Below are 25,663 nucleotides of genomic sequence, written 5' to 3'. Positions count from 1 at the left end.
GGCGGTGACCACAGCGCCGTTACAGTGCCGCCACAGCGGCCCCTGGGACGCTCGCCGCCATGGACGCCATCGCCGAATTCCACGTGGTCCGCAACGACGAGGAACAGTACTCGATCTGGCCGGCGGACCGGCCGCCGCCGGCCGGGTGGCACCGGACCGGCGTGGCGGGTGAACGGGAGCGCTGCCTCGCGTACATCGACCAGGTGTGGACGGATCTGCGCCCGGCGAGCCTGCGCCGGGCGTCCGAGGCAGCGGCGGCGGGCGGCGATGAGTGAGGCGGTGGCGACGGCCACCGGCCAGCTGTCGCCCTTCGACCCCTCCGATCCCGCGCTGCTGAGCGACCCGTACCCGGTCTACGCCCGGTACCGTGCGGCCGAGCCGGTCCACTGGGGCCTGCCGGCGCTGGTCGGATATCCGGGCGCCTGGTACGTGTTCGGTCACGCCGACGCACTCACCGTGCTGCGCGATCCGCGCTTCGGAAAGGCCCGCCGGGCCGGCGCCCGGGCCGGCGCGCAACCGGCCGCCGACGCGATCCCGGAGGAGGCGCGACCGTACCTGCTGATCGGCCAGCAGTGGATCGCCCACCGGGACCCACCCGATCACACCCGGCTGCACGGCGTGCTGTGGCCGCACTTCACGACCGGCGCGGTCCAGGCCCGCCGGGACCGGATGACCACGCTGGCCGACGGTCTGCTGGACGAGATTCTCCGGCCCGGCGGCGGCGAGATCGACGTGGTCGCCGACTACGCCGCGCGCCTGCCGTTCCACGTCATCTGCGACATCATGGGCATCCCGCGGGCGGACTGGCCGGACTTCGCGCGCTGGTCGGCGCCGATGCGCGCGGTCGGCACCCGTACCCCGCTGCCGGTCTGGGCGCGGGCCAGCGAGGCCGCGACCGCCGCCCGGGACCGCCTGGCCGAGCTGGTCGCCGAGCGCCGCCGCCGGCCCACCGGCGACCTCATCGACGACATGCGCCTGGCCCGGGAGGGCGGCCACTTCGTCAGCGACGAGGAACTGCACGCCAACCTGCTCTTCGTGCTGTACGCGGCGGCCGGCCTGCACACCATGACCGCGCTGGTGTCGAGCGCCGTGCGCCTGCTGCTGGCGCACCCGGACCAGCTCGCCGCGCTGCGCGCCGACGACGGCCTGCTCGCCGGTGCCGTCACGGAGGCCCTGCGGTTCGAGCCGCCGCTGCAGATGACCAACCGGGTGGCGGTGGCCGACGTGCCGCTCGGCGGACGTACCGTCCGGGCCGGTGACTCGGTGCTCGCGATGCTCGCCGCCGCCAACCGCGACCCGGCCGCGCACGAGCAGCCGGACCGGTTCGACATCACCCGCCGGCGGCGCCCGCACCTCAGCTTCAGCGCCGGCATCCACACCTGCTTCGGGGCGCCGCTGGCGCTGGCCGAGGGCGAGGTGGCGATCGGTGCGCTGCTGCGCCGGCTCGACCGGCCCCGGCCCGCCGGCCCGGCGCAGTGGACCCCCACCGGATCGCTGCGCCTGCTGCGGACGCTGCCGCTGCGGTACCACGACGACCACCGGAGGAACCGACCGTGACCGGCACCGCCCCGCTCTTCGACCACGTGTTCCTGGTCCTCGACGACGACGCCTACGCCGCGGTGGCCGGCTCGTCGTTCCTGCGCGAGGACTTCGCCCGGGTCAAGCTCAAGCGCCTGACCAGCTCGATCGCCGGCACCTACGCCGGGGTCGGCGTCGCCGGCAGCAACACCATCGTGGAGTTCTTTCCGGCGTCGGCACCGCCGTTCCCCGGCCTGTGCGCGGGGCTTTCGCTGTCCTTCGAGCGGCCGGGCACCCTCCGGCAGGCGCGCGACCGGCTCGCCGCCGCCGGTCTGCCGGCCCGCTCCGAACTGGTTCACCGGGACGTGCCCGGTGCGGGTTCGCGGCCCTGGTACCACCTGCTGGAGCCGGAGCTGGACGGCGACCACGGCATCCGGCTGATGCTGGCCGAGGTCGCCGGTGAGTACTTCGACCGGGTCGGTGCCCGGCGCGGCGACGACGGGACCCTGGCCCGGTCCGGTTACCTGGACGCCGCGCTCGGCGGACCGCCGGATCCCGGCCTCGCGCTGGTCGACGTGAGCGGTGTGACGCTGCGGCTGACGCCCGCGCGGACCGCCCGGCTGGCGGCGGTGCTGCGGGCGCTGGGATACACCGACGCCGGTACGGCCGGCGAGATCGCGTTGCGCGGCCCGGACAGCCTGCTGCGCCTGGTCGCCGACGACACCGCGGCGGAGGGCGTCACCGCGGTCGACCTCGTCCTGCGCCGGCCGGTCACGCCACCACGGGCCTTCGGCCCATCCTCCACTCTGGACGGATCGACCTGGTCGTTCGTGCCGCATGCGGCGCCGCGCCGGACCGTCGAGGCGGGGGAGGCACGGTGAGCGCCGCGTTCGCGCAGAGGTTCGCCGCGCAGGTCGCCGCGGGCGCCGGAACGGCCGTCGAGTACGGCCCGGACCGTCTCACCTATCCGCAGCTGGACCGGGCCAGCGCAGCGCTGGCGGTACGGCTGCGCGCGGCCGGCGCCGGGCCGGGCGCGATCGTCGGAGTGGCGCTCCGGCGGGGCCCGGACGCCGTCGTCGCGATCCTGGCGGTGGCCCGGGCGGGCGCGGCCTGGCTGCCGCTGGACCCGGAGCACCCGGCCGAGCGCCTGCGCTACTGCCTGCGCGACGCGGACGCGGCGGCGGTGATCACCGACGGCCTCGCCGACCTCGGCGACGAGCCGGTGATCCGCATCGATCCGGCCGCGGCGGCGCCCACCGGTGCGTTCCCGCCGGTGGTGGTCCCGCCCGGCGAGGCCGCCTACTGCATCTACACCTCCGGCTCCACCGGCCGGCCCAAGGGCGTGGTGCTCACCCAGGCCGGGCTGGCGAACCTCATCGCCACCCAGGAGGCCGCGCTCGGCCTGGGCACCGACACCCGGATGCTGCAGTTCGCCACCCCGGCGTTCGACGCGTCGGTCTTCGAGATCGCGTGCACGCTGGCGGTCGGCGGCACGCTCGTCATCGCCTCGGCCGCCGAGCGGCTGGACGGCGAACGGCTCGTCGCCCGGCTGCGCGGAGCCGCCGTGACGCACGCGCTGCTGCCGCCGTCCGTGCTGGCCATGCTGCCGGTGACCGATCTGCCCGCCCTGCGGGTGCTGCTCAGCGGCGGCGAGGCGCTGTCCGGGCAGGTCGCGGCGCGCTGGGCGGCGGGCCGCCGGCTGATCAACGCCTACGGGCCGTCGGAGACCACGGTGATCGCCACCGAGGCGGACATCGACGGCGACGACGGCACCCGCCCGCCGATCGGCCGGCCCCTGCCCGGGCTGCGTGCCGTGGTGCTCGGTCCGGACCTGCGGCCGGTACCGGACTCGGCGGCCGGCGAGTTGGCCGTCGGCGGCGTCGGAGTGGGGCGCGGCTACCTGAACCGCTACCGGCTGACCGCCGAGCGGTTCGTGCCGGACGCGGACGGCCCGCCGGGCGCGCGCGTCTACCGCACCGGCGACCTGGTCCGCCGCCTGGCCGACGGTCAACTGGAGTTCCTCGGGCGGATCGACCACCAGGTCAAGGTGCGCGGCCACCGGGTCGAGCTGGAGGAGATCGCGGCCCGGTTGCGCGAACACCCGTCGGTGCACGACGCGGTCGCCGTGGTGCGGCCCGGCCCGTCCGGTGACGCCGGCGACGAGGTGCTGGCCGGGTACGTCACCGGGGCCGGCGTCGATCCGGTGGAGCTGCGCGCGGTGCTGGCCGGCATGCTGCCCGGCTACATGGTGCCGGCCGCGCTGGTCGTCCTGCCCCGGATGCCGCTCACCGCCAGCGGCAAGATCGACCGGGAGGCGCTGCCGCCGGTCGGGACCACGGCGGCCGGCGCCGGACACCGGGCGCCGCGCAACGACGTGGAACGCACCATCGCCGGCCTGATGTCCGACCTGCTCGGCGGCGTCGAACCCGGCCGTGACGACAGCTTCCTCTCGCTCGGCGGCCATTCCCTGCTGGTCGGCCGGCTCGCGGCCCGGATCCGGGCCGCGCTGGGAGTGGAGATACCGCTGCCGGACATCTTCGCGGCACCGACCGTCGCCGGACTCGCCGCGCTGGCGGCCACCGGGACCGCGGCGCCGGTGCTGCCGCCGGTGTGCCCGACCAACCGGGACCGCTACCTGCCGCTGTCGTTCCCGCAGGAACGGGTGTGGTTCCTGGAACGGCTGGCGCCGGGCAACCTCGCCTACAACACCCAGATGACGATCCGGCTGACCGGCCCGTTGGACGCGGGCGCGCTGCACGCCACGCTGAGCGAGATCGTCCGGCGGCACGAGATCCTGCGCACCGCGTTCGTCGACCATGACGGCCGGGGAGTGCAGCGGGTGCTGCCGCCGATGCCGGTGACGATGCCGGTGCGGGACCTGACCGGCATACCGCCGCGGCAACGGCGGGCCGAGGCGGAGCGGCTGGTGGCCGAGGCTCTGCGCGCCCCGTTCGACCTGACCCGGCCGCCGCTGGCCCGCTGGACACTGCTGCGGCTGGCCGCCGACGACCACATGCTGGTGCAGGTCGAACACCACTTCGTCCACGACGGATGGTCGTTCGCGGTGCTGCTGGGCGAGATCGAGCACCTGTATCCGGCGCTGCGCGACGGCCGGCCGGTTACGCTGCCGGCACCGCCGATCCAGTACGGCGACTTCGCGATGTGGCAGCGCGGCCGGATGCGCGGCGAGACGCTGCACCGGCACGTCGCCCACTGGACCGGCCGGCTCGCCGGCGTACCGCAGGCCCTGGACCTCCCCACCGACCGGCCACGCCCGCCGCGGCAGACGTTCCAGGGCGATGCCGTGCGGCGCGACCTGCCCGCCGAACTGGCCGCCGGGTTACGGCGGTTCGCCCGGCGGCACGGCGTGACGCTCTACGCCGTCATGCTCGCCGGGTTCGGCGCGCTGCTGCGCCGGTACACCCGGCAGACCGACCTGGTCATCGGCGCGGGCTTCGCGAACCGGCGGGCCGCCGAGCTGGAACGGATGATCGGGATGGTCGTCAACACGCTCCCGCTGCGCCTGGACGTCTCCGGCGACGCCGGACTCGCCGAGCTGGCCCGCCGGGCACAGGACACCGTGGTGGACGCCGCCGCCTGGCAGGACGTACCGCTGGACCGGGTGATCGACGCCCTCGGCGTGGCCCGCGACGCGTCCCGCAACCCGCTGTTCGGCGTGATGTTCAGCTTCCACGACTCGGCCGTGCCCGACCTGGAGTTCGGCGGTCTGCGCGGGACCGTGACCGAACGGCACAACGGCTCGGCCAAGACCGACCTCAACGTCGTGGTCATTCCGCGCGCCGAGCAGCGGGTCGGCCGCCCGCACCGGGACGGCGCCGACTCGATCACGCTGATCTGGGAGTACGCCACGGCGCTGTTCGACCGGGCCACCGCCGAGCGGATGGTCACGCACTACCTGACGCTGCTCGACCACGCCGTCGGCGCACCACAGCAACCGGTGCGCGCGCTGTCGGCGATGCCGGCCACCGAACGCGACCAGGTGCTGCACGGGTGGAACGCGCCGGCCCCGCCGTTCCCGGTGGACAGCGACCTGCCCACCCTGTTCGCGGCGCAGGTCGCGGCCGCCCCGGACGCGCCCGCGCTGGCCCTCCTCGACCGGGACGGACGGCAGGTCGCGGTGTCCTACCGGGAGCTGGCCGGGCGAGCCGACGCGCTCGCCGGCCGGCTGGCGCGCGCCGGCGTGGGACCGGGCACCGCGGTCGGCGTGCTGCTGCCGCGCGGCGTGCCGCACATCACCGCGCACCTGGCGACGCTGCGGCTCGGCGCCACCGTCGTACCGCTGGACGTCGCCGCACCCGCCGCCCGGCTGGCGCAGGTGATCACGGCGGCCGGCGTCCGGGTGGTGGTCACCGGAACGGCTCACCTCCCGGCCGGCACCGCCCTGCCCGCCGTGGTGGTCCACGCCGACGATCCGGAGGCCGACCACCCCGAGGCGGGCGATCCGCTCCTGCCGCCGACGGCGCCACCGTCGCCGGTCGCCGCCGCGTACGTCTTCCTCACCTCCGGTTCCACCGGCGGGCCCAAGCCGATCGCGCTGACCCACCGCGGGGTGTTGCGGTTGTTCTCCGGCACCCGCTACGTCCGGTTCGAGGCCGGCCTGCGGTTCGGGCACGCCACCAATCCGATCTTCGATCCGAGCCTGTTCGAGCTGTGGGGCCCGCTGCTGTGCGGCGGCACGGTCTGCGTCATCCCGCCCGACGTCCTCCCGCACCCGGCGGCGCTGGAGCACCACCTGCGCGCCCTGTCCGTCGACACGCTGTTCCTCACCACCGCCCTCTTCAACGAGGTGGCGACGGGACGGCCGGAGACGTTCGACGGCCTGCGCACGCTGATGTTCGGCGGCGAGGCCGCACACGCCGGCGCGGTCCGCACGCTGCTGGCCCGCCGCGGCACCGGCACCGGCCCGGCCCGGCTGCTCAACCTGTACGGCCCGACCGAGACCACCACCCTGGCCACCTCCCACCTGATCACCGGGCTGCCGGACGGCGAGGCCAGCGTGCCGATCGGCCGGGGCGAGGCGAACACGCCGGTCTACCTGCTCGACGACCGGCTGGACCCGGTGCCGGTCGGCGTGGTCGGCGAGCTGTACATCGGCGGGCCCGGGGTGGCGCTCGGCTACCTCGGCCGGCCCGGGCGTACCGCCGAACGTTTCCTGCCCGACCCGTTCGGGCCGGCCGGCGCCCGGATGTACCGCACCGGCGACCTGATGCGCTGGCGCGCCGACGGCACCCTGCACTTCGTCGGCCGCACCGACGACCAGGTCAAGATCCGCGGTTTCCGGATCGAGCCGGGCGAGATCCGGACGGCGCTGCGGGCCGATCCGGCCGTGGCCGACGCGGCCGTCCTGCCCACCGGCCCGCCCGGGCACCAGCGCCTCGTCGCCTACCTGGTGCTGTCCGGCCCGGACGGCACGGACGCGGTCGCCCGGCGGCTCGGCGGAATCCTGCCCGCGCACCTGATCCCGGACGTCTGGGTGGCCCTGGACGCGCTGCCCTTGACCACCACCGGCAAGCTCGACCGAGCCGCGCTGCCCACGCCCGCGCCCACCGGGCCGGACGACCGGTACGTGCCGCCCGGCACCGGCACCGAGCAGCGCCTGGCCCGGATCTGGGCCGACCTGATCGGCGTGGACCGCGTCGGGCGCACCGACGACTTCTTCCGGCTCGGCGGCCACTCGCTCCTGGCCACCCGCCTGATCAACCAGGTGGAACAGGACTTCGGCGTGGACGTACGGCTGGCCGACTTCCTGCAGCGCCCGGAGTTGGCCGCCCTCGCCGCCCTGGTCGACACGGGCCCACCCGTGCCGGACCGGAGACCCGGCCCCGCCCGGCCGGACGCCGGTGACCTGCTGGACCGACTCGACGAACTGTCCGACGCGGAGGTCACCGCCCTGCTCCGGGAACTCGAGCAGACGGACGGCCCGGGCGCGGGCCGCGGCGACCGCGGACCCACCGGCACCCGGACCGCGGAGGTGGACGGATGACCACCGGACACCTCGACGACCGGGCCCGGCTGGCGGCGCGCCTGCGTGCGCTGGCCGAGCCGGCCCGCCCCCTGTCGTACGCGCAGCGCCGGCTGTGGTTCCTCGATCAGCTGGTGCCCGGCTCGGCGGTCTACAACGTGCCGCTGGGCTTCCGGATCCGCGGCCCGCTCGACGTGACCGCGCTGGACGCGGCGCTGAGCACGGTGGTGCGCCGGCACGAGTTGCTCCGAACGGTGTTTCCCGCCCCGGACGGTGAGCCGGTGCCGCGGGTGCTGGACGCCGGCGTACCCTCGCTGACCCTGGTCGATCTCGCCGCCGAGCCGGACCCGGCCGCCGCCGTGCGGGCCGCCGCCGCGACGGCGGCCCGGCAGCCGTTCGACCTGGTGTCCGGGCCGCTGTGGCGGGCCGTGGTGTTCCGGACCGGGCCGGCCGATCACCTGTTCACGTTCACCGCGCACCACATCGTCGCGGACGGCTGGTCCGCGGAACTGCTCGGCCGGGAGATCAGCGAGTGCTACGCCGCGCACCTGGCTCGCCGTCCGCCGCAGCTGCCGGAGCTGACCTGGCAGTACGACGACTACGCGCGCTGGCAGGAGGAACGGCTGCGCCGCGACGGTGCCGGCTCGCTCGACTACTGGCGCGCCGCGCTCGCCGACGTACCGGAACTGGCCGCGCTGCCGACCGACCACCCGCGGCCGCCGGTACTCGGATACGACGGCTCGGCGATCGCCGTCGCCCTGCCGGACGGCGCGTCGGCACGGGTGGCCGAACTGGCCCGGTCCACCGGCAGCACGCCGTACAGCGTGCTGCTGGCCGCGTTCGCGGTCCTGGTCTCGCGGTGCACCGGCGACGAACGGGTGGTCATCGGCACCCCGGTGGCCAACCGCGACCAGCACCGCACCGCACCGCTGATCGGCTTCTTCACCAACACGCTCGCGCTGCGCGTCGACGTGCCGGCCGGCGAGTCGTTCGCGGCGCTGGTCGCCCGGGTCGGCGGCGTGGTCCGGGCCGCGCTCGCCCATCAGGACGTGCCGTTCGAGTGGCTGGTCGAGCAGCTGCGGCCGGAACGCGACCTGGCCCGCAACCCGCTGTTCGACGTGCTGTTCAGTTACCGGACGGACGAGGTGACCGCGTGGCGGCTGCCCGGCTGCGAGGTCACCGCGGAGCCCGGCGAGACCGGCGCGGCCCGGTTCGACCTGACGCTGAGCCTGGTGGACGGCGCGCACGGGTGCGGCGGGCGGCTGGAGTACCGCACCGACCTGTTCGACGCGGGCACCGCCGGCGACCTCGGGCGGCGCTTTTCCACCGTGCTCGGCGCGGCGCTGGACGCGCCCGGTGCCCCGGTGGGTGACCTGCCGGTGCTGGCGCCGGAGGAGGCGTCCCGGCTGGCCCGGTGGTCCGGCCGGGACGCGACGGCACCGGGTGTGCCGGACACGGTCGACCGGCGGATCTCCCGGCGGGTGGCGGAGCGGCCGGCGGCGGTGGCGCTGCGGGACGCCGACGGTGCCTGGACCTACGCCGAGCTGTGGGCCGCCGCCGGCACGGTCGCCGCGCGGCTGCGCGCGCTCGGCGCGGGACCGGGCAGCCGGATCGGCGTCCACCTGCCCCGGACCCGATGGCTGGTCGCGGCGCTGCTCGGCGTGCTGCGGGCGGGCGCCGCGTACGTGCCTCTCGACCCCGCCTACCCGGCGGCCAGGCTGCGGCTGGTGGCCGCGGACGCCGGCCTGCTCGCGGTGCTCACCGACGGGCCGCGCCTGCCGATGGCCGCCGGTCTGGCACCGCACGCGCTCGACGTCACCGGCCCGGCCGGCCCGGCCGCCGGCCCGGAGCCGGTGGTCGGCCCGGACGACCTCGCCTACCTGATGTACACCTCCGGCTCCACCGGCCGGCCCAAGGGCGTCGCGGTGAGCCACGGCAACCTCGCCGCCTTCGCCGGTGGCATGGACGCGCTGCTCGGCGACGGGCCGGACCGGGAGCAGCCGACCTGGCTGGCCGTCACCAGCGTCTCGTTCGACATCTCCGTGCTGGAGCTGCTCTGGACGCTGACCCGGGGACACCGGGTGGCGATCGGCGACCCGGCCGCGGCGGGGGCCCGCGCGGTCCGGCGCACCGACCTGAGCGTCTTCTTCTTCGGCAGCGACAGCGCCGCCGCGCACGCCGGCGACCGGTACCGGCTGCTGCGTACCGCCGCCCGGTTCGCGGACCGGCACGGCTTCGCCGCGGTGTGGACGCCGGAGCGGCACTTCCACGCGTTCGGCGGGCTGTTCCCGAACCCCGCCGTGACCGGCGCGGCGCTGGCCGCGTGGACCGAGCGGGTCGACATCCGGGCCGGCAGTGTGGTGCTGCCGCTGCACGACCCGCTCGAGGTCGCCGAACAGTGGGCGGCCGTGGACAACCTCTCCGGCGGCCGGGTCGGGGTGTCGTTCGCCTCCGGCTGGCACGCCCGCGACTTCGTACTCGCGCCGGACCGCTTCGCCGACCGCAAACGGGTGATGGTGGACGGCATCGAGGAGGTCCGGCGGCTGTGGCGTGGCGGCACCGTGACCCGGCGCTCCGGCGACGGCACGCCGGTCGAGGTCGGCGTGCACCCCCGGCCGGTGCGGGCCGACCTGCCGTGCTGGCTGACCAGCGCCCGGCATCCGGACACCTTCCGGGCCGCCGGAGAACTCGGCGCCGGCCTGCTCACTCACCTGCTCGGACACGATCTGGCCGAACTGGCCGACAAGATCATGGCGTATCGGCAGGCGTGGCGGGCGGCCGGACACGGCCCGCACGCCCGCTCCGGCCGGGACGGGCACGTGGTGGTCATGCTGCACACCTTCGTCGGCCCGGACCGCGACCAGGCGCGCGGCACCGCCCGCGAACCGCTGCGCGCCTACCTGCGGACGTCGCTCGACCTGGTGGCCGGGCTGGGCGGTGCGGCCGGCGCCGACCTGCGCGCGCTGCCGCCGGAGGACCTGGAGCCGCTGATCGACCGCGCGGTCGACCGGTTCACCGCCACCGCGGGACTGCTCGGCACCCCGGACGACGCCGCCGCGATGATCGAGCGGCTGGCCGGGATCGGCGTCGACGAGGTCGCCTGCCTGCTTGACTTCGGCGTCGCCGAACCGGAGGTGATCGCCGGGCTGGAACACCTGGCCCGGGTGCCGGCCGCGCTGGAACGGCGGGCCGCCGCGGTGCACCCGGTGAGCGACCAGCTGCGCCGCTACGGTGCCACCCACCTGCAGTGCACGCCGTCCCTCGCCCGGCTCGTCCTGGCCGAGGACGGCGGCCCGGCCGCGCTGGGCGGGCTGCGCCGGATGCTGCTCGGCGGCGAGGCCCTCGGCGCCGACCTGGCCGGCCGGGTGCGCTCGGCCGTGCCGGAGGTGCACAACATGTACGGACCGACCGAGGCGACGATCTGGGCGACCAGCGCGCCGGTCGACGGCGGCGCGATCCGGATCGGACGGCCGCTGCCCGGCGCACGGGCGTACGTGGCCGACGCCCGGTTGCGTCTCGCCCCGGTCGGGGTGCCCGGCGAACTGCTGCTCGGCGGCGACTATGTGGCCCGCGGCTATCACGGACGGCCCGGGCTGACCGCCGACCGGTTCGTCCCGGACCCGTTCGGCGAACGGCCCGGCGCCCGGCTCTACCGCACCGGCGACCTGGTCCGGTGGCGCCACGACGGGATGCTGGAGTACCTCGGCCGCCTCGACGACCAGGTCAAGATCCGGGGGCACCGGGTCGAACTCGGCGAGGTCGAGGCCGCGCTGGCCGCGCACCCGGCGGTCGAGGCCGCGGTGGCCGCGGTCCGCGGTACGGGCGCGGAGCGGATGCTGGTCGGGTACGCCGTGCCCCGGCCCGGCACACCGATGCCGGCCGCCGAGGCGCTGCGTGAGTTCCTGGCCGACCGGCTGCCCGAGGCGATGATCCCGGCCACCTTCGGCCGGCTGGACGAATTGCCGCTGACCCCGAACGGGAAGGTGGACCGGCGCCGGCTGCCCGAGCCCGGCACCGGCGCGGCCGACCGGCCGCACGAGCCTCCCGTCGGACCGACCGAGGAACTCGTCGCCGGCGTGTGGCGGGAACTGCTGCCGGTCGACGCGGTCGGCCGCTCGGACAGCTTCTTCGCGCTCGGCGGGAACTCGCTGCTCGTGGTGCGGGCCCGGGCCCGGCTGATCGCCGCGACCGGGGTGGACGTGACGCTGCTGGACCTGTTCCGGTATCCGACCGTGGCGGCGCTCGCCGCGGTGCTGGACGCCCGCCGGCACGATCCGGGCCACCCGCCCGGCGGCCCGGCCCAGGTGGCCACCGAGGCCGCCGCCGACGGCGCGCGGCGACGAGCCGCGCTGGCCCGGTCCGCACACCCGCGGCGTACCGGGAGGGCCGGATGAGTGACGACACGCCCATGCCGATCGCGCTGACCGGGATGGCCTGCCGGCTGCCCGGCGCGGACACCGTAGACGAGTTCTGGCGCACCGTACGCGACGGCACCGAGCAGGTCCGCCGGTTCACCGCCGGCGAACTGGTCGCGGCCGGCAACGACCCGGCCCTGGTCGACGATCCCGACTACGTCCCGGCCGCGGCGGTGATCGACGGCGCGGACCGGTTCGACGCCGGCTTCTTCGGCCTCACGCCGGGCGAGGCGGAGCAACTCGATCCGCAGCACCGGGTGTTCCTGGAGTGCGCCTGGTCGGCGCTGGAGGACGCCGGGCACGACACCGCGCGCTTCACCGGCTCGGTGGGGATGTACGCCGGCTGCTTCATGAACAAGTACCTGTCGGCGAACCTGCTCACCAACCCCCGGTTCCTGCGTTCGCCGGCCGCGTACTACGCGCGCAACTTCAACGACAAGGACTTCCTGGCCGCCCGGGCCGCGTACCTGCTGAACCTGACCGGTCCGGCGCTGACCGTGCAGACCGCGTGCTCCACGTCGCTGGTCGCCACGCACCTGGCGGTGCAGGCGCTGTTGGCGTACGAGTGCGACATGGCCCTGGTCGGCGGGGTCTGCCTGCACGTGCCGCTGCACACCGGCTACCTGGCCCACGAGGGTGGACTGCTGTCACCCGGCGGCCACTGCCGGCCGTTCGACGCCAGCGCCGACGGCACCATTCCCGGGTACGGCTGCGGCGTGGTGGTGCTGCGCCGGCTGGACGACGCGCTGCGCGACCGCGATCACATCCGGGCGACCATCCGGGGCACCGCGGTGAACAACAACGGCGCCGGCGCGATCAGCTTCACCGCCCCGAGCGTCGACGGCCAGCTGGCGGTGATCGCCACCGCCCAGGCCGTCGCCGGAACACCGCCGGAGACCATCGGGTACGTCGAGGCGCACGGCACCGGCACCCCGCTCGGCGACCCGATCGAGGTGGCGGCGCTCACCGAGGCGTTCCGGGCCGGCACCGACCGGGTGGGCTTCTGCGCGCTCGGCTCGGCGAAGGCGAACCTCGGTCACCTGGACGCCGCGGCCGGCGTGGTCGGCCTGATGCGGGCCGCGCTGGCACTGGAGCACGGCCGGATACCGCCGCTGGCCAACCTGGACACCCCGAACCCGGAGCTGAAGCTCGACACCTCGCCGTTCTACCTGCCGCGCACCGCCCGGGACTGGCCCGCCGCCGGCCACCCGCGCCGGGCGGCGGTCAGCTCCTTCGGCGTCGGCGGCACCAATGCGCACGTGGTGCTCGAACAGGCGCCCGCGGTGGAGCCCGCCGGGCCGGACCGGGACTGGCAGCTCCTCCCGGTCTCCGGCGTGGACACCGGTGCGGTGGCCGAGGCGATGCGCCGGCTCGCCGACCACCTGGACGCCGGTGACACGCGGCTGGCGGACGCCGCGTACACGTTGCAGGCCGGCCGCCGGCACTTCGCGGAACGCGGATTCGTCGTGGCCGGGAACCGCGCCGCTGCCGTCGCGGCGCTGCGGGCGCCCGGCGCCGCCCGCACCGTCCGGTGCGCGCCCGGCGAGCGGCAGGTGGTGTTCGCCTATCCCGGCGGCGGCAGCCAGCACCCCGGCATGGCCGCGGAGGCGTACCGGGCCGAGCCGGTGTTCGCCGCGGCCGTCGACGAGTGCGCCGACCTGCTCGCGCCGCGCCTCGACCTGCGGGCCGCGCTGCTGTCCGGGCAGACCCAGGAGCATCCGTCGGCGGTGCTGGCCGGCATCTTCGCCGTCGAATGGGCGCTCACCCGGCTCTGGGAGTCGTGGGGCGTACGCCCCCGGGCGGTCCTCGGGCACAGCCTCGGCGAGTACGCCGCGGCCTGCGCCGCCGGGGTGTTCACGCTCGCCGAGGCGCTGGATCTGACGGTCCTGCGCGGTGACCTGTTCGCCCGGATGCCGCCCGGCCGGATGCTCTCCGTCGCCCTGGCCGAACGGCCGCTGCGGGAGCGGCTCGGCCCGGACGTCGACGTGGCCGCGGTCAACGCGCCCGGGATGACCCTGGTGTCCGGGCCGCGCGAGGCCATCGCGGAGCTGGCCGCACGGCTGGCCGCCGACGGCGTCGACGCGCGGCCGGTGCCGATCGACGTGGCCAGCCACTCCGCCATGGTGGAACCGTTCCTGGACGAGCTGACCGCCCGCGTCGGCCGGTACCGGCTCGGCACGCCGGCGGTGCCGGTGCTGTCCGGCGTCACCGGCACCTGGCTGCGGGCGGAGGACGCGACCGACCCGGCGTACTGGGCCCGGCACCTGCGCCGGCCGGTGCGGTTCGCCGACTGCGTGCGGGAGGCGGTCCGCGGGCCCGGCCGGGTCGTGCTGGAGGTCGGGCCGGGTCAGACGCTGACCTCGCTGGTGCGGGCGCAGGGACTGACGCCGGTACCGGTGGCGGTGAGTTCGCTGCCCCGGGCCCAGGACGGCGGATCGGACCTCGCCCACCTGGTCGGTGCCGTGGGACGGCTCTGGCAGGCCGGCGTCGACGTGGACTGGGCGGCGCTGCACGGGCCCGCCCGGCCGCGGCGGACGCCGCTGCCGGCGTACCCGTTCCAGCGGCGCCGGCACTGGATCCCGGCCGGCGGCCGGCCACCGGCCACCGCCGCGGACGGCGACGGCCCTGGAGCCCTCCCTGCGGACGGCGACGGCCCACGGGCCCTCTCTACGGACGGCGACGGCCCACGGGCCCATTCTGCGGATGGCGACGGACGCGGAGCCCGTTCTGCGGACGGCGACCGGCGCGGCGACCGGGGGCCGGTTGCCGATGCGCCGCGCGGCGACCGGGAGCGGCGGCTCGCGGGGCTGTGGCGGGACCTCCTCGGCGTGCCGCACGTCGGCCGGAACGACGACTTCGGCGCGCTCGGCGGGCACTCGTTTCTCGCCATGCAACTCGGCCGCCGGATACGCACCGACCTCGGCGTCACGGTGACGGTCCGGGACCTGTTCGCCCACCCGACCGTCGCGGAACTCGCCGGCCTGCTCGCCGAACGCGCCCGCGGCGGCACCGCGGACCGGCCGGACCTGATCGCCGAGGCGCGGCTCGACCCGGCGATCACCGCGGACCACGTGCCGCCCGCAACCGGGCCGGTCACCGACGTGTTCCTCACCGGGGCCACCGGATTCCTCGGCGCCCACCTCTGCGCCGAACTGCTGCGCCGCACCACCGCCACGGTCCACTGCCTGGTCCGCGCCGACGACCCGCGGGGCGCGGCCGAACGTCTGCGCGCGGCGCTGGACCGGTCCGGGCTGGGTGGTGCCGCCGAAGCCGCGGGGGAGCGGTTGGTCGCGGTGCCCGGCGACCTGTCCCGCGAGCGCCTCGGACTGACCGGCGCCGCCTTCACCGAGCTGGCCGAGCGGACCGGCCTGATCGTCCACTGTGGCGCCTGGGTCAACTTCGTCCGCCCGTACCGGGCGCTGCGGGACACCAACGTGCTCGGTACCCAGGAGGTGCTGCGGATGGCGGCCACCGGTCGGCGTACCCCGGTGCACCACGTCTCCACGCTCGCCGTGCTGGCCGGTGCGCTCGCCGGCGGGGTACCCGGCACGATCGGTGAGGACGGTCCGCTGCCGCCCCCGGTCGGGCACGACACCGCGTACAGCGAGAGCAAATGGGTCGGCGAGCAACTGGTCTGGGAGGCGGGCCGCCGCGGCGTACCGGTCGCGGTGCACCGGCCCGGGGTGGTCCTCGGTGCCACCACCACCGGGGTGAGCAACCCGGACGACTACTACACCCGGCTGGTGCAGGGCTGCGTCCGGCTCGGCCTCGCGCCGGCCCGGTCGTTCCCGCAGCACGGCGGGCCGGTGGACGCCGTGGCCCGGCAGATCGTGACCATCGCGCTGCGGCCCGACTCGCCCGGCCGTGCCTTCCACAACATCGCCGAGCAGCCGTTGGCCTGGGACCGGATCTTCGAGCTGGTCCGCGACGCCGGCTACCGCCTGGACCGGGTGCCCTTCACCCGGTGGCGGACCGCGCTCGACGAGCGGCTGGAGACCGATCCGGACCCGGCGCTCGCCACGCTCGGCAGCCTGCTCACCGCGGCACCGGACCGGGAGATGCCCGCGTTCGCCACCGCCAACGCCCGCGAGTTCGGCGGCGCCGACCTGCCCTCCCGGCGGCTGGACGACCCGCGCTACTTCGACACGCTGCTCGGCTTCTTCGCCGGCCAGGGCTGGATCCCGCAGCGTCCCGTATCCGACCAGGAGGCGTCGTGACCACCCAGACCACCGCCAGTACGTCCGCATCACCGCAGTCCGGCATGCGCACCTGGGTGGCGATCTGGGCCGGCCAGTTCGCCTCCGTGATCGGATCCGAGGTGTCCGCGTTCGCGCTCGGCGTCTGGGCGTTCCGGGAGACCGGCTCGGCCACCTCGTTCACGTTGATCATGTTCTTCGCGCAGTTGCCGATCGTGCTGCTCGTACCGTTCGCGGGCGCCCTGGTGGACCGCTGGGACCGGCGTCGCACGCTGATGGCCGCGAACGTGCTCGGCGCCGCCGCCATGGCCGGCCTCGGCGTGCTGGTGCTCACCGGGGTGTTCCGGATCTGGCACATCTATCCGGTGATCGGCCTGGTGGCGGTCGCCAACGCGTTCTACTGGCCGGCGTACGCCTCGGTGCCCCCGTTGCTGGTCCCCAAGGCGCAGTTGGGCCGTGCGGCGGGGATGGTGGAACTCGCCAGCGCCGCCGCCAAGACGCTGGCGCCGGTGCTCGCCACCCTGCTGGTCGAGGCGGTGCTGCTGGCCGGGATCGTGCTGATCGACGCCGGCACCTTCCTGGTCTCGATCGCCGCGCTGTGGCTGGTCCGGATTCCCAGCCCGCGCGGCGGCGCGCCGGCCCGCCACGGCTCACTGATCGCGGACGTCCGCGAGGGCTGGCGCTATCTGGTCGGCCGGCCCGCGCTGGTCCGGCTCCTGCTGTTCTTCATGGCCATCAACGTCTTCTTCTCGTTCGCGCTCGTGCTCGGCGTGCCGCTGGTGGCGTCCTTCGCCTCCGCCGGCGTGGTCGGCCTGACCACCTCGGCCGGCGTCGCGGGCCTGTTGCTCGGCGGCGTGGTGATGAGCCTGTGGGTCGGCCCGAAACGCAAGGTCTACGGCGTCGTCGTGGCGGGTCTGCTGCTCGGCGTGAGCACCGTGCTGGCCGGGCTGCGCCCGTCCGCCCCGCTGGTCGCGGCCGCGCTGTTCGGGCTGTACTTCTTCATCCCGGTGATCAACAGCTGCAGCCAGGCGATCTGGCAGGCCAAGGTGCCCCTGGAACTGCAGGGCCGGGTGTTCGCCCTGCGCCGCACGCTGGCCACGTCCACCGCGCCGGTCGGCTTTCTCACCGCGGGGCTTCTCGCCGACCGGGTCTTCGGCCCGATGATGCTGCCGGGCGGGGCGTTGGCCGACTCACCCGCGCGGCTGCTGGGCGTCGGCCCCGGACGGGGGATCGCGCTGATGTTCGTGCTGGTCGGCGTCGCGTGCGTACTGGTGGGCGCGGCCGGCCTGGCATCATCCCGGCTGATGCGCATCGACATCGACCTCCCGGACGCGGTGCCGGACCGGCCCCACCGGTGAGCGCCGGCGGCGGTGCGGGCCGACGGCTTCGCTCCTGGCTTAACCGCCGGGACCGCGCGGCGGCGCGGTCCCGGCTTAGGGTGAGGCCATGGCGGACTTCCGGCACACCGATCGTCGTCCCCGGCCGCTGCTGCGCACGGTGGTCGGCGAGGTGTTGCGCCGCCGGCGGCAGGAGCAGTGCCGCACCCTCGCCGAGGTGGCCCGCGACGCGAACGTCTCGGTGCAGTACCTCTCCGAGGTCGAGCGCGGCCGCAAGGAGCCCAGCTCGGAGATCCTGGCGGCGGTCTGCGACTCGCTGCGCATCGAGCTGGCCGACCTGCTCGCCGAGGTGCGGCAGGACCTCACCGCCGGCCGCGCCGCGGTCCTGTCGCTCGACCCCGCCCGGTCGGGCCGGGCGGGGCGGGTTCAGGCCCCGATCCCGAACCGGCCCGGGCGCCGCGGCGACGTCATGCTGCTCGCCGCTTGATCCGCGCGGTGCCGCCGGTGAGCGCCCCGCCGGCGCCGCGCCGGACCGGCCCGCGTGCTACGCGCTGAGGCGGTAGGTGCGGGACGGGCGGGTGATGATCACCCGGTCGGCCAGCCCGTAGGCGACGGCCTCCTCCGCGGTCAGCGCCATGCTGCGGTCGGTGTCCTCCCGGATCTTCGCGGTCGAGTGACCGGTGTGTTCGGCGAGGATCCGGTCCATCTGAGCCCGCACCTTCGCCACCTCCTTCGCCTCGACGGCCAGATCGGGCAGCGTGCCGCGGGCCTGGCTCGACGGCTGGTGCAGGGTCACCTTGGCGTGCCGCAGCACCGCGCGTTTGCCCCGGGTGCCGGCCGCCAGCAGGGCCGCGGCCGCGGAGGACGCCTGCCCCACACAGAACGTCGTGACGTCGCAGCGGACGAAGTTCATCGTGTCGTAGATCGCGGTGAGCGCGCTGAACGAACCGCCCGGCGAGTTGATGTACAGCGCGATCTCCTGCTCGCCGGCCGACTCCAGATGCAGGAGCTGGGCGATCACCACGTTCGCCACGCCGTCGTCGATCTCGGTGCCGAGGAAGATGATGCGGTCGGAGAGCAGCCGGGAGTAGATGTCGTAGGCGCGCTCGCCGTTCGGCGTCTTCTCCACCACGGTCGGAATCGTGTACTGGCTCATACGCTCAACCCCATCGGCAGGCGCTGGATCAGCGGACGCACGTCGTCGACGCTGCCGAGGATGTGGTCGATCAGCCCGTACTCCCGGGCCTCCTCGGCGGTGAACCACCGGTCCCGCCGGCTGTCGCGCTCGACCGTCGCGATGCTCTGCCCGGTGTGCTCGGCGGTGAGCCGCAGCAGGGTGGCGCCGACCCGCTCCAGCTGGTCGGCGTAGATCTCCACGTCGGCGGCGGTGCCGCCGAAGCCGGCGGAACCCTGGTGCATCAGCACCTGCGCGTGCGGGAGGCTGAAACGCTTGCCGGGTGTGCCCGCGGTGAGCAGGAACTGTCCCATGCTTCCGGCCAGACCGAGCGCGAGCGTGCTGACGTCGTTCGGGATCAGCCGCATCGTGTCGTAGATGGCCAGCCCGGCGCTGACCGACCCGCCCGGCGAGTTGATGTAGAGGCTGATCGTGCCGCGCGGGTCCTCGGCGGACAGCAGCAGCAGCTGCCCGCACAGCCGGTTGGCCACCGGGTCGTCGACCTCACTGCCCAGCACGATGATCCGCTGATGGAGTAGCCGCGCGGCCACCTGGTCGTCGATGGACCCCGCGGTCCAAGGGCTGATCCCGTTCGAGAGTGGCATGGTTCGTCGCTCCTCGTGTCCGTGTTCCGGACTCCACCATCGGCCCGGGAACGCCGACACCCCAAGGAGATCTGCTGTCAGCAGACGGCCGGGAGATCGGCGAGGAGGCGCGCCATCCGGCGGCGACCGGCCGGCCGGACGTAGGCCGCGAAGGCGCCGGCGAACTCGGCGCGGGCGCGCTGCTGCTCGGCATGGAGACGACCGGTGAGTTCGCCCATCGCGAGGAGGGTGTCGGCCGGGGCGCGGCCGGCGACCATCTCGTGCGCGAACCCGCGCAGCGTCGTTATCTGGACCTCCGAGTCCTGGAACCGGCCGAGCACGTTCTGCAGCTTCTTCAGGTCCTTGATCGCCGTGCGCACGGCGGCGTCACCGAGCACCGGCGCGAACATGTCGAGCGCGTAGCGCAGCTCCTTGCACCGCTTCCGCAGGTCGTGCAGATCCTCCGGCGGCGAGGCGTCGGAGATCGCGGTGCCGTCGCGGACCACCCGCCGGTGCGCCCGCGCCAGATTGGCGCGGGCCAGGGCCCCGGCCGACCAGGCGGCACCGTCCGGCCCGTGTGCGGAGTCGGCCAGCTCGGCCAGCGCACCCGGCCAATCGTCGAGCAGTTGCCGCAGGCGGGCGCCGCGCAGCGCACCCACCAGGGCGCGGCGCTCGGCGGCCCGCCGGTGCGCCAGGTGCACCCGGAACGGCTCCAGGTCGGCGGCCGCGGCCGCGTCCAGCCAGCCGGCCATCTCCGGCAGGCCGAGCTGGTACACATCGAGATCGCGGACCGGTGTGGTGCGGTCGCCGAGCCACTTGAACTGCGGCTCCCACACGTCCCGGACGTGCGGCGGAAGCGCCGGCCGGCCCAGCTTCAGCGACGAGCGGGTCCGCCGGACCGCGACGCGGACGTGGTGCAGGAACTCGGTGTCGATGTCGGCGACCGCGCCGGGCAGGTTGTCGCGCAGTTGGCCGAGAAACCGGGTCAGCTCCGCGGCGAGCAGCGTCTGCGCCGGTACCCCGGGATCGATCGGCCGAACGCGGGCGGCCGGAGGAGCCGCCGGCTCGCACGGGACGGGTTCCAGCATGGTGGTGACGAGCCGCCAGGCGTGGTCGGCCTCTCTCCGGTGTCCGGGCACCGGCCAGACGGCGACCGTCGGCGGCGGTGCGGCACCGTCCTCGGCGGGTTCGTCCACGTCGAGGCGTACCACGGTCTCGCCGTTCGCGTGGCGCAGCTCGACCCGGCACGTCCGCCTCCGGTGCTCGCCGACGGCGAGCAGGGCGCGGATGCCGGCGCGCGGCGCGACCCGGTCCTTCAGCGTGCCGTCCGGCAGCGCACCCGCCATCGCCGGCACCCGCAGCGCCGTGCCGTCGAGCGCCTGCGCGACGGTCCGCCCGTTGCGCGTCAGCTCGAGTCGTTCGTCGCCGGCCCCGGCGACCAGGACGAGTCGCTGCCCGGCGCGGGCGAGACGCCGGTCGAACGTGTCGAGCACCGTGCGCCGCACCACGGACTGCCGGCCGGCCGACACCTCGAACGCCGGGGTCAGCAGAACCCGCAGGGCATCGAGGTCGAGGGCCGCGCCGCCGGGCGGACGGGCGATGCGGACGGCCACCGGTGCCTGCATGAACGGTTTCAGTGCTTGGACCTCAGCTTCCGGAATCCCTTGGACACCTTCGCCTGCGTCTTCGGGTCCTTGGCCTTGCGGACCATCTCCTTCTCGAGCTTCTTCGCCTTCGGTGATTTCGCGGCCCGCTCGATCCGGCCCATGAGCTTTCCCATGACGCCTCTGCCCCTCTACTCGGTCTGAGTCACTGTGGGTGGCTCCGGGCGAGCCCGCCTCATCCGGCCCGGATGACCTCCGGGCCGGGTTCGTGCGGCCACCGAGCCCGCCGCGGGCGGGAGTGGCCATGACCGTCTGCGGGACCGTGCCGTCCGGCGCCCGCCCGCGGAGTCCGCCGGTCAGCGGTTGCCGCCCCGGAAGATCCGCAGGAAGAACAGGAACACGTTGAGGATGTCGAGGAAGATCGACGCCGCCAGAAGCGGCGCGGCCTCGACGTCCGAGGAGCGCCGTAGCCGCTGGAAGTCGAACATGATGAAGCCCGCGAAGATCACCAGGCCGAGCACGGAGTAGATGAGGGCACCGTTCGGGATGTTCACGAAGATCAGCACGATGCCGAAGACGAGCAGGGCCACCAGCGCCCAGAAACACACCCGGGCCAGCGCCGTGAGGTCGCGGCGGGTGGCGTATCCGGCCGCGCCGAACGCGGCGACGAACAAGGCCGTCGCGGCTCCGGCCTGCCAGAGCGCCTGCGGGTCGGTGTTCGCGTAGTAGACCAGAGTCGGCGCGACCGCCACGCCGGTCAGCAGTCCGAACGCCGCCAGCAGCGCCACCGTCGCCGGCCGGGATCGGCGGACGGCGAACTGCATGGCGATCAGGGCGGCGAACGATGCCAGGTAGGCGGCCAAGGCGATGCCGCCGGGCAGGTTCCGGCCGAGGTAGGCGCCGACCGCGAACAGCGCGGTGGTCGCCGCGACATAGCCCATCGTCTGGGCGAACAGAGTGGCGGCCGCGCCGGCGGCCAGCCCGACCGGGTGACGTGCGTAGGCGTCGTCCATCGAACTCCCCTGCGGCGTCGAGATGGCATGGCCACCACACTGTGCGCCCGCGGCCGGAGACGGGCGCCCTTCGCCAGGGGTGATACTCGCCGGGCCGGCCGCGGTCGACGACGTCGTCCGGTGGCCACTGCGCCGCGAGTCATCCGCACGTGATGAGGTCAGCGGAGGGCCGGCCACCGGACGATGGCGACGTGACGGACAGGGACTGGCGCGAGCGCCGGGTCGAGGTGCAGGGACGCCCGGTGTACGTCCGCATCGGACCCGAGGTGGCCGGCTCGGTTCCGTTCGTACACGTGCACGGTTTCGCGGTGTCCGGGAGTTACCTGATGCCGACCGCCCGGGCGCTGGCCGGGCGCGCGACGACGCTCGTGCCGGATCTGCCGGGCTACGGGCGCAGCGCGGCCTGGGGTCCCGCGCTCGGGATCCCCTCGCTGGCCTGGGCGCTGCTCGACCTGCTCAACGCTCTGGGGCTCGAGCGGGTGTTGCTGATCGGCAACTCGATGGGCGGGCCGGTGTCGCTGGAGGTGGCGCACAGCGCGCCGGAGCGGGTGGCGGGCATCGTGCTCGCCTCGCCCGCCGGCGGCGCGCACAACCAGCCGTTCGGCCGGGCGCTGCTGCAGCTCGCCCGCGACGTGTTCCGGGAGAGCCCGCGCATGCTCCCCGTCGTGCTGCCCGACTATCTGCGCTTCGGTCCGGTCAACGGCCTGCACCTGTTCAGCGAACTGGCGCGGTTCCCCGCGCTGGAACGCCTGCTCTGCACCCCGGTGCCCACGCTCGCCGTGCTCGGCGGCCGCGACCCGCTGATGCCGCCGAGGGCGCGGGTCCGCGAGATCAGCCGGCTGGCGCCTCCACATCTGACGGTGACCACGATCGCCGGCGCGGCACACGCCATGAACTACAGCCACCCGGACGACCTCGGCCGGGTGATCGGCCGTTGGCTCGACGGCGGCGACCTCGCCGGCGGACCCGGGGCGCCAGGCGTCGCGGGTCGCCGGCCGGCCCGGCCCGGAGATTCCTGACGGTTGCGGGATTCGCGCGAGGGTCACGGTGACGGGCGCGGGCCGTCGGCGGTGCCCGACTTGAGGGTACGGGCCGGCGTGGTGTGGTAGCGGGTCCGGTAGTCCGCGGCGAACCGGCCCAGGTGGACGAAGCCCCAGCGGTAGGCGACCTGACTGACCGTGGTCACGCCCGGGTCGGCGGCACGCAGGTCCTCGTGCGCCCGGGCCAGCCGGACCGCACGCAGGTACGCCAGGGGAGTGCAGTCGAGGTACCGCCGGAAACCGGCCTGCAGGGTCCGCACGCTGACCCCGGCGAGCTGGGCGAGCGCGAGGACGGTGAACGGCTCCTCGGGCCGCTCGTGGATGGCCTCGACGGCGCGGACCTGGTTCTCCAGGTACTCCTGGTCGATCCTGACGACGGCCATCCGGCAGTCCGTCGACCACCGATCGATGACGACGTCCTCCTCGGCCCGGGAGACCACCGCCCGGTTTCCCGCGCCCACCAGCAGTCTGCCGGCCTGGTGTGCCTGCACGTGGCCGGAGAAGGGGATGCCGACCTGTACGAGTCCGGGTTGTCGTAGCCGAGGGTGACATCGGCGCCGTATCCTGCGTCACAGATCGCCAGTGGACCGAGCTGGATGACGTGGTGTGCGGGACTTCCACCGCGACGTCACCTCAACGATAGCGACCCCTCCGGCCGAGTCGTCAGGTGTCGGCGACCGGCGAGACCTCGCGCGGCGGCCACGTCTGAGCGTGGGGGTGCGCGAGAACGGTGGCGCAGAGATCGGCGACGGCGCTCAGGTACTCCCGCTCCGCGGCGGTGAAATAGTGCCCGGTGGCGTCGTAGATCAGGCCGATCGCGCCGACGGCGACGCCCCCGGCCATCAACGGCACGCCCGCGAAGGCGCATCCCCACAGCGCGCCTCCGTCGGGATACCCGAGACGGATCTCCGGCGGCGACGCCAGCCAGATCGCCCGCTCGCGGACGACCACGTCGGTGAGGGGGTACCGCGAATCGACGTCGAGCACGCCGATCTCATGCACGGTCGCGCCGGTGTCGAAGAGCAGCGTCACGTCGATGACGTCCTGGTCCGTCACCCGGCCGAGGACCGCGATGTCGGCTCCGGTCGCCGCGACGGCCTGGGCCAGGGCCAGCTGAAGCACGGTGGCGTCGCTCGGGGAGGCGGCGGTGGCGTGCAGCAGCAAGGACAGCCGGCGCAGCAGATCCGCCGCGCCGAGATCATCGTCCGGGACCATGTCATTCCCTCCAGGCGGCATTTTCTCCCCTTGGCACGCATGGTGCCCGGATCTGCCGGGCCGCTGCCACGCGTGGCCGGCGCGTTCGTCCGCGGGACGCCGTCGCTGATCCGAAAAGCGCAGCAAAGTCGCCGGCATCGACGTTCGTGGTGGGTGGCGGCTGATGGGGGAGCCGGGCGGCGGCCCACTTGTGTTGACACATTGCGGCCCCTCTTGTATCAAGTACATGACACAAGAGGGGGTTGCCGTGTGGGTTGTGCCCTGGGTCGCGTCGGCGGTCTCGCTCTTCCTGGCTCTGGCCACCGTCGGCCTGGTCCTGATCCGGTGGTTGTGGCCGTCGCGCGCGCCGGCTCCGGTCGGCGAGTTCGCCTGGGCCGAGGACGGCGACGTGCCGCGTCCTCGCCGGCTGCCGTGGCCCGCCTCCGGGAGCGGCGCAACGGTTCGAGCGGTGCGGTGGCGGTGGGCGGGCATGGCGGTCGGTGCGGTCGGCGCCGTCGTGGCGGTCGCGACGGGGGAGTCGGCACGGGGTGCGATGCTCGCCTGGCCCGTGTTCGGCCTCGGCGTGCTGGTCGGGACGCTGGCGGGGGAACTGGCCGTGCCGGCACCGACCGGGCCGGTGCGCCGTGCGGAGCTGCGGGTCCGGCGGGTTCTCGACTATGTGCCGCGTCCGCTCGGTGCGCTGGTGTGCGTCGCCGCGACGGCCCTGTGCGCGCTGGCGACCGCGACGACCACGGGGGTCTCGGGGGGCTGGAGCGCCACGGACCGGGACATCGTGTGTGTCGTGGGGGAGGCGACGTACACCTCCGGGCCGTGGCCCGGCACCCACTACACCGTTCCGGTCCTCTCCGTCGTCGTCGTCGGACTGGTGCTGGCCGGCCTGGTGCTCCGCCGGGTGGTGCGCCGGCCACGGTTGACCGATGTCGTGGGCGTCGACGACGTCTCGCGGCGGCGCTCTGCCGAGGTGGTCACGGCGGCGGCCGGCGTTCTCGTGCTCACCCCCGTCATGGGCGTCGCGGCGACGGCGGGCACGGCGATGAGCGCCTCCGGCGCCGGCTGTGGTGAGCCGCTGGGGGCATTGACGAGTCCGGTGCTGTCGGGACTGTTCGTCGTGGCCTTCCTGGCGACGGCGTGGTGCGGCGGCTTCCTGTTGTTGCCGTCGACCCGGTCGGCGGACCGGAGGCCGGCGTGACCGAACTGCCGACCCTGGTGGTGGAGTCGGCTGATCCGACACCGCCCTACGAGCAGCTGCGCCGGCAACTCGCGGCACTCATCCGCGACGGCGTCGTGGCCGGCGGTCAGCGACTGCCCCCGTTGCGTCAACTGGCCGGCGACCTGGGGCTGGCGGTCGGGACGGTGGCGCGTACCTATCGGGAGCTGGAGGCCGCCGGCCTCGTGGAGTCGCGACGGGGTCGCGGCACCCGGGTGACCGACGTCCCGGCGCCGGCGCTGCGGGAGGAGCCGTCGTCGCTGGCGCGTGCGGCCGAGGACTTCGTCCGTCGCGCCCGGGCGTCCGGCGCCGAACGGCCCGCCATCCTCGCAGCCGTCCGGCAGGCCCTGGACAGCACGGCCTGATCGGCACACCCG

The 25,663-nt window shown here is 75.0% G+C and carries 18 protein-coding genes; 11 read left to right on the top strand and 7 right to left on the bottom strand.

The genetic code is table 11. The features are described from left to right. Positions 1 to 59 precede the first annotated feature (59 nt). From LDL48_RS01880 to LDL48_RS01845, 8 genes are all read left to right on the top strand, one after another. Complete coding sequence (locus LDL48_RS01880) at positions 60 to 275, top strand: MbtH family protein (RefSeq protein WP_225253176.1); 216 nt, start codon at positions 60 to 62, stop codon at positions 273 to 275. Continuing rightward, positions 268 to 1,557, top strand: a complete 1,290-nt coding sequence (locus LDL48_RS01875; protein WP_225253175.1) for a cytochrome P450 — start codon at positions 268 to 270, stop codon at positions 1,555 to 1,557. Before LDL48_RS01880 ends, LDL48_RS01875 begins: the two co-directional genes overlap by 8 nt. Continuing rightward, positions 1,554 to 2,399 (top strand): DUF5829 family protein, encoded by an 846-nt coding sequence (locus LDL48_RS01870; protein ID WP_225253174.1) that lies wholly within the window; start codon positions 1,554 to 1,556, stop codon positions 2,397 to 2,399. Before LDL48_RS01875 ends, LDL48_RS01870 begins: the two co-directional genes overlap by 4 nt. Then, on the top strand, positions 2,396 to 7,522 hold the full coding sequence (locus tag LDL48_RS01865) for a non-ribosomal peptide synthetase (RefSeq protein WP_225253173.1): 5,127 nt from the start codon (positions 2,396 to 2,398) through the stop codon (positions 7,520 to 7,522). Before LDL48_RS01870 ends, LDL48_RS01865 begins: the two co-directional genes overlap by 4 nt. Next, on the top strand, positions 7,519 to 11,895 hold the full coding sequence (locus tag LDL48_RS01860) for a MupA/Atu3671 family FMN-dependent luciferase-like monooxygenase (protein WP_225253172.1): 4,377 nt from the start codon (positions 7,519 to 7,521) through the stop codon (positions 11,893 to 11,895). The genes LDL48_RS01865 and LDL48_RS01860 overlap by 4 nt, the downstream gene beginning before the upstream one ends. Then, positions 11,892 to 16,133: a type I polyketide synthase gene (locus LDL48_RS01855; RefSeq protein WP_225253171.1), complete on the top strand. Its 4,242-nt coding sequence runs from the start codon at positions 11,892 to 11,894 to the stop codon at positions 16,131 to 16,133. Before LDL48_RS01860 ends, LDL48_RS01855 begins: the two co-directional genes overlap by 4 nt. Further along, positions 16,130 to 17,470, top strand: a complete 1,341-nt coding sequence (locus LDL48_RS01850) for an MFS transporter (RefSeq protein ID WP_225253170.1) — start codon at positions 16,130 to 16,132, stop codon at positions 17,468 to 17,470. The genes LDL48_RS01855 and LDL48_RS01850 overlap by 4 nt, the downstream gene beginning before the upstream one ends. 88 nt (positions 17,471 to 17,558) lie before the next feature. Next, positions 17,559 to 17,936, top strand: coding sequence for a helix-turn-helix domain-containing protein (locus LDL48_RS01845; RefSeq protein ID WP_225253169.1), 378 nt, complete (start codon positions 17,559 to 17,561; stop codon positions 17,934 to 17,936). A gap of 57 nt (positions 17,937 to 17,993) precedes the next feature. On the opposite strand, the gene LDL48_RS01840 is transcribed toward LDL48_RS01845, so the two are convergent. The 5 genes from LDL48_RS01840 to LDL48_RS01820 all read right to left on the bottom strand — a co-directional run bounded on the left by LDL48_RS01840 (position 17,994) and on the right by LDL48_RS01820 (position 21,824). Continuing rightward, complete coding sequence (locus tag LDL48_RS01840; protein ID WP_225253168.1) at positions 17,994 to 18,605, bottom strand: ClpP family protease; 612 nt, start codon at positions 18,603 to 18,605, stop codon at positions 17,994 to 17,996. Then, positions 18,602 to 19,228 (bottom strand): ClpP family protease, encoded by a 627-nt coding sequence (locus LDL48_RS01835; RefSeq protein WP_225253167.1) that lies wholly within the window; start codon positions 19,226 to 19,228, stop codon positions 18,602 to 18,604. Before LDL48_RS01835 ends, LDL48_RS01840 begins: the two co-directional genes overlap by 4 nt. Positions 19,229 to 19,305: 77 nt before the next feature. Beyond that, positions 19,306 to 20,820, bottom strand: a complete 1,515-nt coding sequence (locus LDL48_RS01830; RefSeq protein WP_225253166.1) for a CHAD domain-containing protein — start codon at positions 20,818 to 20,820, stop codon at positions 19,306 to 19,308. A gap of 20 nt (positions 20,821 to 20,840) precedes the next feature. After that, positions 20,841 to 20,987 (bottom strand): hypothetical protein, encoded by a 147-nt coding sequence (locus LDL48_RS01825; RefSeq protein ID WP_225253165.1) that lies wholly within the window; start codon positions 20,985 to 20,987, stop codon positions 20,841 to 20,843. A gap of 180 nt (positions 20,988 to 21,167) precedes the next feature. Next, the gene (locus tag LDL48_RS01820; RefSeq protein ID WP_225253164.1) at positions 21,168 to 21,824 is read right to left on the bottom strand and encodes a Bax inhibitor-1/YccA family protein; all 657 of its coding nucleotides are present in this window, start codon (positions 21,822 to 21,824) and stop codon (positions 21,168 to 21,170) included. 191 nt (positions 21,825 to 22,015) lie between these two features. On the opposite strand from LDL48_RS01820, the gene LDL48_RS01815 reads away from it, so the two are divergent. Beyond that, entirely contained in the window at positions 22,016 to 22,843 is an 828-nt protein-coding gene (locus tag LDL48_RS01815; RefSeq protein ID WP_225253163.1) for an alpha/beta fold hydrolase, read from the top strand. A gap of 23 nt (positions 22,844 to 22,866) precedes the next feature. Here the strand turns inward: LDL48_RS01815 and LDL48_RS01810 are convergent, their stop codons facing one another. Further along, positions 22,867 to 23,427: a helix-turn-helix transcriptional regulator gene (locus LDL48_RS01810; RefSeq protein ID WP_225253317.1), complete on the bottom strand. Its 561-nt coding sequence runs from the start codon at positions 23,425 to 23,427 to the stop codon at positions 22,867 to 22,869. A 100-nt stretch (positions 23,428 to 23,527) separates the two neighbouring features. Continuing rightward, a complete protein-coding gene (locus LDL48_RS01805) occupies positions 23,528 to 24,079 on the bottom strand; it encodes a GAF domain-containing protein (protein WP_225253162.1) in 552 nt (183 codons plus the stop codon). A gap of 247 nt (positions 24,080 to 24,326) precedes the next feature. Here LDL48_RS01805 and LDL48_RS01800 point away from each other — a divergent pair, with 247 nt between their 5' ends. Both LDL48_RS01800 and LDL48_RS01795 read left to right on the top strand, forming a co-directional pair. Beyond that, the gene (locus LDL48_RS01800) at positions 24,327 to 25,268 is read left to right on the top strand and encodes a hypothetical protein (protein ID WP_225253161.1); all 942 of its coding nucleotides are present in this window, start codon (positions 24,327 to 24,329) and stop codon (positions 25,266 to 25,268) included. Next, a complete protein-coding gene (locus tag LDL48_RS01795) occupies positions 25,265 to 25,651 on the top strand; it encodes a GntR family transcriptional regulator (RefSeq protein WP_225253160.1) in 387 nt (128 codons plus the stop codon). Before LDL48_RS01800 ends, LDL48_RS01795 begins: the two co-directional genes overlap by 4 nt. Positions 25,652 to 25,663 lie beyond the last annotated feature (12 nt).

This window comes from Jidongwangia harbinensis (assembly GCF_020216025.1).
Taxonomy (GTDB): domain Bacteria; phylum Actinomycetota; class Actinomycetes; order Mycobacteriales; family Micromonosporaceae; genus Actinoplanes; species Actinoplanes harbinensis.
Note: the sequence above shows the minus strand (reverse complement) of the source record. Positions and strands in the feature narration are given on the sequence as shown.